Genomic DNA, 13,284 nt, shown 5'->3' with positions numbered 1-13,284 from the left:
ATTATTAAGCTTCAAATAGTTTATATGCTTTAGATAGCCCATCAATAATATCACTTGGTACCATCCCGTCGATTGAAGCATTATCCTTTAATAATAAATCTGCAGAATATCCATGCATAAAGACGGCGGTTGATAAGGCGATTTGCAGTGGTTGTCTAGCGGCTAATGCGGTAATAATCCCTGTTAACACATCACCAGAACCACCTTTTGCTAATCCAGCATTACCTGACTTATTAACTGTAATAAATCCATTCGGTTTGGCGACAATCGTATTTGGCCCTTTTAATACTAGATGAAGCCGATGGTCTTGTGCATATCCTTCAGCGACCTCAAATCTCTTTTTCTTTACATATTCTGCTGTTTCTCCAATTAAATGCCCCATCTCTCCAGGATGGGGTGTTAAGACCAATGGTGAATCTCGGTCATGAATTAACTCCATATATTCTGGCACAAAAAACAATGCATCCGCATCAAGTATCAGTATTCCCTCAAAGTACTTAATCAAATGGGCAATCATTTTTGATGTTTCTGTTGATCTACCAATACCCGGTCCTACTGCGATAACTTGTTTGCCCTCATAAAAAGAAACCAACTCTTTATCAGTTGGATTTAAGAAACCGTCTTTTTGGCTTAATGCTACAAACATGGCTTCTTTCGAATGACTTGCGATCGAACCGATATTTTCTTCTACCGTTCCAATGGTCGTTAACCCTGCTCCACTTCTTATAGCAGCTTCAGAAGCTAGTGCAGCTGCGCCTGGCATATTCCGACTCCCTGCAATGATGCCCACTCGTCCGTTTTGGCCTTTGTGGGTGAATGAATCTTGTTTATTCCAGCTATGAATAGCCTCTTTTTTACCCCATATGCACCGTTGTGTTTCGAGATGTCGAAAAGTTGCTGGGGGAATACCAATAGGCAATACTTCCACTTTCCCGAAAAAAGGGGTTTTTTCTTCCAAGTAATAACTTAACTTCATCATTTGCAAAGTGAACGTCCGATCAGCTTTTATGGCTATATCCCCCATTGCCGCTTCGTCTGCGGGAACACCACTCGGTAAATCAATGGAGACTGTTTCTTTCTTTGCAGTATTAATCATTTTTATAATTGAGTCGTAAGGTTGAGTCACTTCCCCTTTCGTTCCAGTTCCAAGCATTGCATCAACAATGATATCAATATCACATAAAGTTTCCGCCCATTTTTTCTCTAGTTCACTCCAATACTTCCACCTGTAACCGCTTTGTTCATAAATCCGTTTATGAAGCCCCGCATCACCTTCATAACGACTTTCATTAGGAATAATTGTTGTAATAACTGAAACCCCTTGTTCTTGAAGCATTCGAGCAACAACAAAGCCATCTCCACCATTATTGCCACCACCAATTACTATCAGAAAGCACTTCTGCTTCCCATATAATTGGATTAACTTACGAGCGATTTCACGGCCCGCGTTTTCCATTAAAACAGCGCCTGGAAGCCCAATTTTATTTATTGTAATTGCTTCGACACTGGCCATTTCTATACCTGTTACGATCCGCATCGATATCATCCTCATTCCTCTTAGTACGGTCCTATTCCCGAATCAAGTGTATCCAAACAGGGCTCCCGCAAGTCAATTAGGTTATTCATTGGTTTTCAACAAATTTATGGTATAGTACTCTTACCATTTACTTTTAAATTAGCATCTAGGAAGAAGGAGGATACCACTCATGATGGATAGCAAAGCATTTCGGTTTGCCTGCTGGATCATTGTTATTTTTCTCATTATTTATTTAGGATCCTTAGTTAACTTTATTTTTAGACCGATTGCTGTCTTGTTTCAAACGTTATTTGCACCAATTGTTATCGCGCTTATCATCTATTATTTGCTAAGGCCGTTCGTCAATATTTTAAGCAAGAAGATACATCGCGGCATCTCCATACTTATTGTCTTCCTTGTTCTAATCGGGTTAGCTACTGCAGGAATTCTTTACATAGGACCAATCATTCAAAATCAGATAATGACTTTCGTGAACAACGTGCCACGGTATGCGAATACAATGCAAGAGTTCTTCATGAATTTACAAGAACAACAAGCTTTTCAAAACTTACTTGAGTTCACAAACTTCTCTTTAAATGACTTGTCCAGTACAATCACAGAAAACCTCGAGGGCTATATTGAATCGATTATCGACAGTATTGGCTCATTTATTGGCGCTGTTGCTAATATCGTTATCGTCGCTGTTATCATTCCATTCGTGCTCTTTTATATGTTGAAAGACGGAAAAAAAGCTCCGATGATGGTTATAAACCAATTTCCAGCGAGAGAGCAAGAAGAAGGGAATCGCGTTCTTACCGATTTAGATAATGCCTTAAGCGGTTATATACAGGGACAAATTCTAGTCAGTGCTTGTGTCGGGATCTTATGCTTGATTTTTTACCTCATTATTGGTCTAGATTACGCCTTGATTTTAGCACTTGTCGCTTTATTTACAAATGTCATTCCTTTTATCGGCCCGTGGATCGGTACTGCTCCAGCAGTTGTTGTCGCCTTGTTTGATTCACCTTTTCTAGCTCTTGCCGTTATATTAGGAGTTGTCATTATTCAACAAGTGGAAAGCAATGTCCTCTCACCACAAATCATGGGCAGACAGCTTTCAGTCCACCCATTAACCATTATTTTTGTACTCCTTGTTGCCAGCCAACTGGCTGGATTTATCGGGATTTTGCTAGCCGTTCCAACGTACGCTGTTGGTAAAGTGATTGTTCAACATACGTATCGTTTAATTCGGATACGAATGCGTTCCAAGCCTACAAAAGCGTAAAGTGAAAAAAGGTGTATTCCCAATTGGAAATACACCCTTTTCTCTTGCCCAATCCAACGGGACTGATGCTACATAAACTATTCCCATAGGAAGGGGGATATGGAATGTTCCGCAAACGTCCACCATTTGAGGCAATGCATCATAAACCGACTCACCAACCTCACCAAAAGTATATTGAAGAATATGTGGTCCAAGAGATACAGCCAGTCATAACCCATTACGTCACAAATAAAGTATATCGGCACGTGCATAGCTTTCCTCACACCCAATCAGCTATTATACGTGAAAAAAGAGAACCATCTCCACAACACTTTCAGCGCATGAATCGAATGCAAAGGCCTCCTCGCTAAGCGGGGAGTTATTTTGTATATCGATTTGCATAACTGCTTGCCACAAAGGCGTCTGGTTTTATAGACGCCTTAAAACCAAGCGCTTCAATACGGGCCTTCATTTCCTTCACGTACACCCTCGTTCTGTTTCGATCGCTTGATCCAATATCTAGATGTGCTTCAAATTGGAGATTGGCTCCTTTGTAAAGGTAAGGTAAAACGATGTTAACAAGCTGTGATTGATGCGTTTCTGTAAACTCTGATAGCACCTCTTCTGTAAAAGCCGTTTCTTGTGAGATTCGTTCATATACATTTGTCATTTTTCTTTCGATAGCTACCTTTTTCGCACAGGTCCACGTTCCATTCCCAATTCGTTGTACAACAATTCCCGTCACAAATGTCGTAAATCGAGCATGCACCTGTGAATCTGTGCCTATCATCACTTTATAATCACACTGGGGATTGCTTAAGATAAACGCTTTAATCTGCAAAAACACATCATCAAACGAATGCCACTCACCTCTCGCAGATTTATAAACGGTTTTGTTCATAAGAACGAACCTCTTTTCTCTTTCGACCTCTTCACATGCTTATGCACACTAGCGCAACAAATTGACTCTCATAAAAAAACAAGCAGTCATGCGCTCTTACACATGACTGCTTCTCGTCTTTTCCATAAATGCAAACACTGTTGCTTCACCAGGCAACTGTCCTTCTTTATAGATTCGATAGCCTAACTTTTGATAAAGCGCCAAATTCTTTACGCTTTTGCTACCAGTAAACAAGGAGTAGCGTTTGCCTGGCACTTCCTGTTCAATCGCTTCCATCAGTTTTCTTCCAATTCCATAATTCTGCCAATCCGGGTGCACCATCAATTTAGCAATCGAAATTTGATCATTCTCTTTTTTAGCTCGAACAGATCCAGCAATTTCCCCATTAGATGCTACGGCCTTTAAGATCATATATTCAGAGAACGCTTTTTCCACATCGCTTACTGTTTCGTGTAGCGGTAAAATTGAATAATCATTATAAATCTCCGCTTCGCTTCTATATGCGAGCTTCTGTACATGTAAGATTGCTTTGGCATCGGCTTGTTGGGCCTTTACGATTGTTACATTCATTTAATCACCTCTCCTACCGTGAATCCACCTTTATTCTAGCGACTTACACCCTACACCACAAACTATGGCACTTATAACGACCGTCGACAAGCCTTTCTCGCAGATACTTCCCTTTTCTTAGATCTACCCGCTAGTTCATGATCGATTTAAGTTATCACGGACCAAAAAAGCCTCCGAGTGTTTATCTCAGAGACTTTTGTCTTTTTTATTTATCCAATTAACATTCCAGCGATTGCTGCGTTCATTAAATTAACTAATGTTGCTGCAATAAGAGCTTTTACGCCATATTTCGCAATTAAAGGACGGCGATCTGGAACCAACCCTCCTAATCCACCAAGTAAGATCGCAACAGAACTAATGTTAGCGAACCCACATAGTGCAAAACTTGCAATAACAAAGGTCCGCTCTGAGATCTCCCCTGCTGACGACATCAGTGCATCGAAGCCGATAAATTCATTAATAATTGTTTTCTGTCCGATAAACGATCCTGCTTGCACTGCTTCATTCCAAGGTACTCCAATCAACCACGCCATTGGAGAGAAAATATATCCTAAAATTTCTTCAAGTGTAATGGCATAACCAAACCAACCACCAACCGTACCCAATATAAGGTTAATCAACGCGATCAGGGACACAAAAGCAATTAACATCGCTCCAACATTTAGTGCAAGCTTTAAACCATCAAGTGCACCGTTTGATGCTGCATCAATAACATTCGTGGACGTTTTATCAACTTTAAAATCGATTTTGTCTTTCGTTTCACTAACTTCCGTTTCTGGCATTAACATTTTTGCCATTAATAATCCACCTGGAGCAGACATAAATGTAGCAGCAATTAAATACTCAAGCGGTACACCCATTTGTGAAATTCCAGCCATTACTGATCCCGCAACGGTTGCCATCCCGCCCGTCATGACTGCAAACATTTCAGACTTAGTCATTTTTCCTAAATAAGGCTTAATTAATAAAGGCGCTTCTGTTTGTCCTACAAAAATATTCCCAGTTGCGGATATCGATTCTGCTCTACTTGTCCCAAGTAAGCGTGATATCCAGCCTCCTAGATGCTTAACAATAAATTGCATAATACCAAAGTGATATAAAATGCTAATCACAGCTGAAAAGAAAATAATTATTGGTAACACTTGAAAAGCAAAAACGTTTCCTACCCCTTCACCTTGTAGAACGCCCCCAAATAACATATCAATCCCTGCTGCGGACGTATCTATTGCTTGTTGGACTGCAGAGGTCACGAACGTAAGCGCAGTATTTCCCCATTCTGTCCAAAGCACAATAAAAGCAAATAATATTTGAAGTGCTAACGCACCAAGAATTGTTCTCCAATTAATCGCTTTCTTATTTGAAGAAAGCAAATAAGCAATTCCAAGTAAAACGACGACTCCCATTAACCCCCATAAAAATTGCATAGCAACCTCCCAGTTGTTATTTTTCTATGTTATGTATCCTCCCACTGTACCTTTTACTATTCCCGATTCATGAAAATGTTTGCACTTTTTCTTAAAGAAAATTTTATATTTCTTGAACCGACAGTATTCAGCTTAAAAAAACAATGCTTGACTGTCAATGAGAAATGAAATTGTTTAAATACTGAAATTGCTATAAAAAATCCGCTTGGTTTAAAAAACCATGCGGATTAAGCGGAATATTGATTTAAAAATCCAATTAATTCTTCAGAATGGCGTTCTGAACCTTTTCCTAGACAAACTAGATGCCCCCACGTATCAAGACATAGTAATTTAGAAGAGCGAATATGTCCATTTGCATATTCCGCATGCTCAAGTGGCACTATTGCATCATTAATACTGTGAACGATTAATGTAGGTACAGTAATGGATTCGAGTTCCTCCTGTAAAGAGTTTCGAATTTGGTGCAGATCAATTAAAAACCCATGACGTGACCGCTGAAATTCTGTCATGCGGTCAAATAAATACCAATCACGTGGAAGTGTACGTTGCTTAATCTCTTCGTATGGCAACGTACTGTAGGCTGGCGCAATTGTTTTAAATGCCCAGTCAGGTGAGAATCTCGCGACTGATGAAACGCCTTTCCAAACAACTTTTTCAATATATGGATGAAATAAACATCTACTTAGAACTGCATCGCGTAAGTTCGCCTCTTTCCAAGGTTTTGTAACAGCTCCTTGTAGAGTAAATGATTTAATTCGTTCCGGATACCGACTCGCTAGATGTATTCCAGAAGGACCACCAGTTGAAGCAGCAATTAAATGAACTTTATCAATATGAAGTTCATTTAGTAATTCTATATAGAAAGCACAAGCTTTTTGTAGCGACTTGCCAATTTTCTTAGACGTATGGCCATATCCTGCTCTTGAAGGCACAATGACAGAATAACCTTGCTCTACAAGTTCTTCTAATCCAAGCTGTTCTAAACAACTTGAGTGCCCACCATGCAAATATAATATTGGATCTCCTTCTCCCGTAATTGAATACTCCAACGTGCTGTCTGAGTACGTAAAAGAAGCGATACCTCTTCCCATGATGACTATCTCCTTTTCCTTTTAAACTAATCATTGTTATGACTTTTGTTTTAAAGTCTAAGAGGAATCTTACTCCTCTAAGCAAAGAAAGTCAACGTGGTTTTCGCCCTTTTTATCGACATAAACTAACATTGCTAAAACCTTCCTATATTAATGGGTTTATAATTCATCAGCAGAATTTATTAAATCATGTTTAATCAATGACAGAGGGGGTAAGTGTTATCCCATGGAGGATCTCCCCCTATTCTTTACATAAAAAACTGCATAGAAAGGTGTTGCATATGCCAGATCAATCATCTTTAAGCAAGTCGTCATTCGTTCTTTACACATCTGCAATTATCATTACTTTATTTGTTCTCTGGGGTAGTATTAATCCTTCTCATCTCGGAGCTACAGCAAACACTGCATTAGACTGGATTATCACAAATTTCGGCTGGTTTTATATGACGATTGCCAGTATGTTTATCATATTTGGTTTCGTAATAGCTGTTACACCATTTGGAAAGCTCCGTTTAGGGAAAGATACAGATCGACCAGAGCATTCGTTTGTTTCCTGGATCGGAATGTTATTTGCAGCTGGTCTTGGTGTTGGCTTCGTATTTTTCGGTGTCGCCGAACCAATACTTTATTATTCAGATCCACCACCAGGTTACTCATTTAGTTTCCCTGGCGATGCTGGGGAAGCTGCGGAAGTTGGTCTTCGCTATGGTGTGTTCCATTGGGGGCTTCATGCATGGGGGGCATTTTCCATTGTCGGACTAACCTTAGCTTACGTCCAGTATCGAAAAAACCGACCTGCGCTTATTAGCTCTGCTTTTTATCCATTACTAGGAAAAAAAACGGATGGGTGGATGGGAAAAGGCATTGATTTACTTGCTGTAATATCAACTTGTGCTGGAGTTGCCACAACTTTTGGTGTAAGTGCAATGCAGCTCTCTGGTGGAATTTCATTTTTGACACCATTAGAAAATAACATTTATTTACAGCTATCAATCATAGCTATTATCACTATACTATTTTTATTTTCTGCTGTCCGAGGGATTAACAAAGGAATTAAGAGGTTAACAAATCTTAATTTATTATTAGCCGGTGCATTAATGCTTTTTGTACTATTTTCAGGACCAACAATTACACTTCTCGAAAGCATGGTCACAACTCTTGGCAGTTATGCTTCGAATGTATTATCAATGTCATTTTCAATGGAACCCTACTCAGATGACGGCTGGTTAGGAGCTAACACCATCTTTTTTTGGGCATGGCATATGGCATGGTCACCTTTTGTAGGTTTGTTTATTGCTCGTATCTCAAAAGGTCGGACGATTCGTGAATTTATCGCGGGCGTGTTATTAGTTCCGACATTAATGGCAGTTATTTGGTTCTCTGTATTTGGAGGTACAGCTCTTGATATCGAAATTCAAGGTATATTCGGAATGTCAGATATTGCTAATTCTGAAGTAGAACTAACGCTATTTTATATGCTTGACCAACTACCATTAACATTCATTTCAAGTATCTTAGCGATTATCGTCGTTTCAATCTTCTTTGTTACCTCTGCAGATTCAGCTGCCTTTGTGTTAGGCTCAATGACATCAAACGGTTCGTTAAATCCAAGTTTTAAATTAAAAGTCCTTTGGGGTGTACTCATTGCGGGTACAGCTTCCGTATTATTAGTAAGTGGAGGTGGCGGACTTGACGCACTCCAAACTGCCGCATTAACAGCTGCTTTGCCATTTGCCTTTATCCTCGTTTTCATGCTTGTCGCGATAGGAATGATGATTACACGTGATTGGAAAACAGCTCAAAGAAAAAAACGTCACGCGCATGATGATGCATTAAAACAGCAGATGAAAGAAGAAGCTTATGAGGACTTACGTAAAGATCTTTCAGAGGAATGGCGTGAAGAGCTTCGCAGAGAACTCCTGGCGGTAGGAAGGAACACAGCTGAAATGCTCCACTTCCAGACAACAGAAGATACAGCAATCGTTGGAAAAACACTTGCAGAAATTGGCTTCCCCCCGCATGTAAATGTGAGTGCCATTGAAAGAGACGAAGATGTCATATCCCCTACAGGAAGCACAAAAATTGAACCCGGAGACTACCTCTATATTCTTGTTGAGATTCAACAAAAAGAGGCTGTGCAAGACATTTTACGTGAAACAAAAGTATAAAAAACATTAAAAACAACTACTTATAAGTAGTTGTTTTTTTTAGATACTTTAATTTTAAACAATTTGACATTATTCAGTTTTTTTATGTAAACTAAGAAAATACCATATAAAAACAATAGGGGGTTTACTATGAAAAAGAAACTATTACCATTTACATTCATACTCGGTGCGACTTTAGTGCTAGGAGCCTGTGGAACTAGCGATGACAATGGCGGTGATGCTTCTGAAAACGATGGTGGCGATTCAACAAATGATCCAGAATTGCTTAGTCTTTTAACTGGTGGAACAAGTGGGACGTATTATCCTTTAGGTGGTGAAATTGCAAGCATCATTACAAACGAAGTAGGCGTTCAAACAGATGCTCAATCATCAAATGCATCAGCAGAAAATATCGCACAACTTAGCAATAATTCTGCTGATTTAGCCTTTACTCAAACCGATGTTATGTCAAATGCAATCGAAGGCGTTAATTCTTTTGAAGATGAGGCAGTAGATAATGTTTTGGCAATTGGATCTTTGTACCCAGAAACCGTTCAAATTGTTACAACTTCTGGAACGGGAATTGAGTCTGTCGAAGATTTAGCCGGTAAGACTGTATCTGTTGGTGCACCTGGCTCTGGAACATATGTGAATGCTGAACAAATTCTTGAAGTACACGGCTTAACGATGGATGATATTGATGAGCAACATTTGAGTTTTGACGAATCAACAAGCGGTATCCAAGATGGAAATATTGATGCAGCCTTTATTACTGCAGGTACCCCAACTGGTGCTGTTTCTGGCTTAACTGCAACAAATGATATTTCGCTCGTTCCTATTTCAGAAGACAAAGTTAACGAATTAATTGAGATGTATCCTTACTATGCAGCTGATCTTGTAGAAGCCGGCGTATATGAGGGATTAGAGGAAGAAATTCATACTGTAGCTGTTCTTGCAATGATTGCAGTAAGCGACTCTCTATCTGATGATCTCGTCTATAATATTACAGAAGCTCTCTATGAAAACGCCGAAACGATGGCGCATGATAAAGCACAATTTATCCAACTCGAAAATGCTTTAGATGGAATTGGTTTTGACATTCACCCTGGAGCGCAACGTTATTATGATGAGCATGACATTTCTTCAAATTAAAAACGTATACTAAAAGAAAATGAGCCGGCTGCCATACTCACTTTGATACAAATATTGCAGCCGGTATTTCTTTTATGGAGGGAACAACCCTTGGGTTTGAGAAAGAAAAAGTGGATCTTATTTATAAGTATCCTTGCGACTTTATGCTTTGCAATACCACTGCTATTTATCCCTACACAGAGCGCACTTGTGTTCTACAAAGAAAATACAAATACGTTACTAGCCTATTTACCAATTAAAAAGGACGATACATTTGAAATTGTATACACCCATTCTATTCATTTAACAGATGTAGTTGAGAAGTATAAGATCATCGATAACTTTAAGATTCAACAATATGAGATGATCTTTGAAGAATTTGGAATTGGCATGCCTTCTTACGCAGTTGGTGACGAGACATTCTCGTCGGAAGATGGACGATACCACATCCGAAATATGGAAAATACATTTCCCTCCCTTTCAATTCGAAATGGGCTTATTGTGCCTGAACATCGACTAACTTGGGGAGAAGAAAGCGAACATTCTGTATGGTTCACAGATTATTTCGAACCAGGTGCGTGGCTCACAATGAAAATGGATTCTTTAAGTATGTGGCAATGGCTGAAAGGAGAACAAATAAAATGAGCACAACCAATGAATCATTGTCTCCAAAAGAGCAAGAAGAATTAATGCAAAAATATGACGCTGAATCAAGAACGCGAAAGCTAAAAGGTGTATCAGCAGCAATTGTGTTTATCGGCTTGCTATCTTTTTCATTATTTCACTTGTATACTGGAGCGTTTGGTCAATTTAACGCTTATATTCAACGCACAATCCATTTAGGGTTTGCTTTAAGTCTTATCTTTCTATTGTTCCCAGCCAGGAGAAAGACAGAAAGAAATGGCATTCCTTGGTATGATTACTTATTAGCAATATCAGCAATTGTTGTATGTGGGTACTGGCCTTTTTTTTATGAAACCCTTGTTCAACAATTTGGTGGCATAAGTACCGCTCAACTAATTATCGGATCTTTGGCCATTATTCTTGTTTTAGAAGCTGCTAGAAGAGCTGTAGGTTTGCCTATTATCATAATTGCCTTAGTATTTATGGCTTATGCTCTTTTTGGCCCTTATATGCCAGGAGTTCTAGCGCATCGAGGTCTTAATCTTGAACAATTTGTAAATACGATGTTTTTTACAACTCAAGGTATACTCGGAACGCCACTTCAAGTATCCTCAACGTTTATTTTCTTATTTCTTTTATTTGGAGCTTTTCTAGTTCAAACTGGCGTTGGAAACTATTTTAATGATTTGGCGATTACAATTGCAGGTCGTCGGATCGGAGGCCCTGCAAAAGTAGCCATATTTTCAAGCGCATTAAACGGAACAATATCTGGAAGTTCAGTAGCTAATACAGTTACAACGGGCGCATACACCATTCCGATGATGAAGAAGCTTGGTTATAAACCAAATTTCGCTGGGGCGGTCGAAGCTGCTGCTTCAACAGGCGGTCAAATTATGCCGCCAATTATGGGTGCAGCTGCATTTCTTATGATTGAATTCGCCGGAGTAAGTTATTGGGAAATCGCCAGGGCTGCAATTATACCGGCTACTCTATATTTCTCTGGTATTTGGATCATGACCCACTTTGAAGCAAAGCGTTTAGGACTACTAGGGTTGCCACCAGAAGAGATACCGAAGAAGAGTGTCGTATTTAAAAAGCTCCACTTATTAATTCCTATACTCGTCATCATTTACCTTCTCTTTACTGGCTTTAGTATTGAGCGTGCCGCGCTTTATGGCATTGCTTCAACAATCTTTGTTAGTTTATTTTTAAAAGAAACAAGAATCACACCAAGCAAGTTTATTCTCGCGCTGACAAGTGGTGCAAGAACCGCTTTAGGTATTGCTGCAGCAACTGCTTGTGCAGGCTTAATTGTTGGGGTAGTGACAACAACTGGTCTTGGTCTAAAAATGGGGAATATGATCGTAGGACTTGCTGGCTCAATGACAACTAGTGTAGATATTCAACTTCTTTTAACACTTGTCTTTACAATGATTACATCGATTATCCTTGGTATGGGTTCACCAACCACTGCCAATTACATCATTACATCAACGATTGCCTTACCAGCGATTATTGCTTTAAATGGTCAATTAGAGTTTGCCATTCCAGTACTCGCTGCTCATATGTTTGTTTTCTACTTTGGAATCGTAGCTGACATTACTCCTCCTGTAGCCCTTGCAGCTTTTGCGGCATCAGGTATATCGGGAGGCGAACCAATACGAACCGGGGTAAATGCGACGAAACTAGCAATAGCCGCATTTATCATACCTTATATGTTCGTCTTACAACCTCAACTACTGATGATTGATTCGACACCGCTTGAAATAGGTATCGCTTTTGTTTCAGCATTACTAGGAATGATCGCTATCGGAGGTTGTATGATTGGGTTCTGGTATAAAAAGCTAAATTGGATCGAACGCTTAATCTCCCTTGCCGCAGGATTACTTTTAATTTACCCTGAAGGTTACTCTGATATAATTGGGCTAGCCGTATTTATCGCATTAATTGTTTACCAAATAATAATAATGAAACAAGATCCTTCAAAAGGCAACGGAGCATCTGCTACATCCTAAGCAATTTTAGAAAAAATGCTAACAAGCATGGGCAGAATTCTCATGCTTGTTCGTTTATCCAAAATTCAATTCTACTATGTAGTAAAAACAAGTTTAATGTCATCGTCTCCGGTGTCATTATTAGAAGAGAAGACAAATCCCGCTTCTTCAAAAACATGGATTGCACGCTTATTCTCACTAGCTATTGAGATGATTATTCGTTCAGCTTTCATCTCATCTTTTAAAAATGAAACACATGTTTGAACAAACTCTTTCCCTCGACCTTTTCCTTTTAACTCCGGCTTCATGCCAGGAGCGATTTCAATCGTAAGATCTGGCTTCTTCTTCGCGCCAAGAAAACCAATAATATGGTCTTCTTCATAGATAGCAAATTGACGAGTTCCTTTCTTACCTACTTCCAGGAAAGATTGTACATCTTTTCCTTGAGCATCATGAAAGAAAGAATAAGCCCCTTCATATTTCCATTGGTACGCGATCCATTTCGCTTGATCTTCAGACATCGCCACAAAGCGCATCTGTATGCCCCCTTAAAAATAACGTTGCCGCTTGAATTTATTAGATCTATGTAACCCATATAAGTGTTTAAATAATAGCGTCTTTA

The 13,284-nt window shown here is 39.3% G+C and carries 12 protein-coding genes; 6 read left to right on the top strand and 6 right to left on the bottom strand.

Going from position 1 to position 13,284, the window contains the following annotated elements; genetic code table 11:
* Positions 1-4: 4 nt before the first annotated feature.
* Positions 5-1,537: an NAD(P)H-hydrate dehydratase gene (locus tag BK584_RS16065; RefSeq protein WP_169871301.1), complete on the bottom strand. Its 1,533-nt coding sequence runs from the start codon at positions 1,535-1,537 to the stop codon at positions 5-7.
* 169 nt (positions 1,538-1,706) lie between these two features.
* On the opposite strand from BK584_RS16065, the gene BK584_RS16060 reads away from it, so the two are divergent.
* Both BK584_RS16060 and BK584_RS16055 read left to right on the top strand, forming a co-directional pair.
* Positions 1,707-2,801 carry an AI-2E family transporter gene (locus BK584_RS16060; RefSeq protein WP_078393502.1) on the top strand — a complete coding sequence of 365 codons (1,095 nt, stop codon included), beginning with the start codon at positions 1,707-1,709 and terminating at the stop codon, positions 2,799-2,801.
* A 104-nt stretch (positions 2,802-2,905) separates the two neighbouring features.
* Positions 2,906-3,151, top strand: a complete 246-nt coding sequence (locus tag BK584_RS16055; RefSeq protein WP_078393501.1) for a CotD family spore coat protein — start codon at positions 2,906-2,908, stop codon at positions 3,149-3,151.
* An 8-nt stretch (positions 3,152-3,159) separates the two neighbouring features.
* Here the strand turns inward: BK584_RS16055 and BK584_RS16050 are convergent, their stop codons facing one another.
* The 4 genes from BK584_RS16050 to BK584_RS16035 all read right to left on the bottom strand — a co-directional run bounded on the left by BK584_RS16050 (position 3,160) and on the right by BK584_RS16035 (position 6,766).
* A complete protein-coding gene (locus tag BK584_RS16050) occupies positions 3,160-3,681 on the bottom strand; it encodes a ribonuclease H-like YkuK family protein (protein ID WP_078393500.1) in 522 nt (173 codons plus the stop codon).
* A gap of 96 nt (positions 3,682-3,777) precedes the next feature.
* Positions 3,778-4,251: a GNAT family N-acetyltransferase gene (locus tag BK584_RS16045; protein ID WP_078393499.1), complete on the bottom strand. Its 474-nt coding sequence runs from the start codon at positions 4,249-4,251 to the stop codon at positions 3,778-3,780.
* Between the two features lie 209 nt (positions 4,252-4,460).
* Positions 4,461-5,675, bottom strand: coding sequence for a NupC/NupG family nucleoside CNT transporter (locus tag BK584_RS16040; protein WP_078393498.1), 1,215 nt, complete (start codon positions 5,673-5,675; stop codon positions 4,461-4,463).
* Between the two features lie 227 nt (positions 5,676-5,902).
* A complete protein-coding gene (locus BK584_RS16035; RefSeq protein WP_078393497.1) occupies positions 5,903-6,766 on the bottom strand; it encodes an alpha/beta fold hydrolase in 864 nt (287 codons plus the stop codon).
* A gap of 281 nt (positions 6,767-7,047) precedes the next feature.
* Here BK584_RS16035 and BK584_RS16030 point away from each other — a divergent pair, with 281 nt between their 5' ends.
* The 4 genes from BK584_RS16030 (at position 7,048) to BK584_RS16015 (ending at position 12,683) form a co-directional block, all read left to right on the top strand.
* The gene (locus BK584_RS16030) at positions 7,048-8,934 is read left to right on the top strand and encodes a BCCT family transporter (RefSeq protein WP_139365684.1); all 1,887 of its coding nucleotides are present in this window, start codon (positions 7,048-7,050) and stop codon (positions 8,932-8,934) included.
* A gap of 129 nt (positions 8,935-9,063) precedes the next feature.
* The gene (locus BK584_RS16025; RefSeq protein ID WP_078393495.1) at positions 9,064-10,065 is read left to right on the top strand and encodes a TAXI family TRAP transporter solute-binding subunit; all 1,002 of its coding nucleotides are present in this window, start codon (positions 9,064-9,066) and stop codon (positions 10,063-10,065) included.
* Between the two features lie 90 nt (positions 10,066-10,155).
* The gene (locus BK584_RS16020; protein ID WP_245808882.1) at positions 10,156-10,689 is read left to right on the top strand and encodes a DUF1850 domain-containing protein; all 534 of its coding nucleotides are present in this window, start codon (positions 10,156-10,158) and stop codon (positions 10,687-10,689) included.
* On the top strand, positions 10,686-12,683 hold the full coding sequence (locus BK584_RS16015) for a TRAP transporter permease (protein WP_139365683.1): 1,998 nt from the start codon (positions 10,686-10,688) through the stop codon (positions 12,681-12,683). The genes BK584_RS16020 and BK584_RS16015 overlap by 4 nt, the downstream gene beginning before the upstream one ends.
* Positions 12,684-12,757: 74 nt before the next feature.
* On the opposite strand, the gene BK584_RS16010 is transcribed toward BK584_RS16015, so the two are convergent.
* Positions 12,758-13,198 carry a GNAT family N-acetyltransferase gene (locus BK584_RS16010; RefSeq protein ID WP_078393493.1) on the bottom strand — a complete coding sequence of 147 codons (441 nt, stop codon included), beginning with the start codon at positions 13,196-13,198 and terminating at the stop codon, positions 12,758-12,760.
* Positions 13,199-13,284 lie beyond the last annotated feature (86 nt).

This window comes from Shouchella patagoniensis (assembly GCF_002019705.1).
Lineage (GTDB): Bacteria > Bacillota > Bacilli > Bacillales > Bacillaceae_D > Shouchella > Shouchella patagoniensis.
Note: the sequence above shows the minus strand (reverse complement) of the source record. Positions and strands in the feature narration are given on the sequence as shown.

Coding starts and splice junctions, on each gene's coding strand:
- BK584_RS16065 (WP_169871301.1), bottom strand. CDS start 1,537: ATGCGGATCGTAACAGGTATAGAAATGGCCAGTGTCGAAGCAATTACA.
- BK584_RS16060 (WP_078393502.1), top strand. CDS start 1,707: ATGATGGATAGCAAAGCATTTCGGTTTGCCTGCTGGATCATTGTTATT.
- BK584_RS16055 (WP_078393501.1), top strand. CDS start 2,906: ATGTTCCGCAAACGTCCACCATTTGAGGCAATGCATCATAAACCGACT.
- BK584_RS16050 (WP_078393500.1), bottom strand. CDS start 3,681: ATGAACAAAACCGTTTATAAATCTGCGAGAGGTGAGTGGCATTCGTTT.
- BK584_RS16045 (WP_078393499.1), bottom strand. CDS start 4,251: ATGAATGTAACAATCGTAAAGGCCCAACAAGCCGATGCCAAAGCAATC.
- BK584_RS16040 (WP_078393498.1), bottom strand. CDS start 5,675: ATGCAATTTTTATGGGGGTTAATGGGAGTCGTCGTTTTACTTGGAATT.
- BK584_RS16035 (WP_078393497.1), bottom strand. CDS start 6,766: ATGGGAAGAGGTATCGCTTCTTTTACGTACTCAGACAGCACGTTGGAG.
- BK584_RS16030 (WP_139365684.1), top strand. CDS start 7,048: ATGCCAGATCAATCATCTTTAAGCAAGTCGTCATTCGTTCTTTACACA.
- BK584_RS16025 (WP_078393495.1), top strand. CDS start 9,064: ATGAAAAAGAAACTATTACCATTTACATTCATACTCGGTGCGACTTTA.
- BK584_RS16015 (WP_139365683.1), top strand. CDS start 10,686: ATGAGCACAACCAATGAATCATTGTCTCCAAAAGAGCAAGAAGAATTA.
- BK584_RS16010 (WP_078393493.1), bottom strand. CDS start 13,198: ATGCGCTTTGTGGCGATGTCTGAAGATCAAGCGAAATGGATCGCGTAC.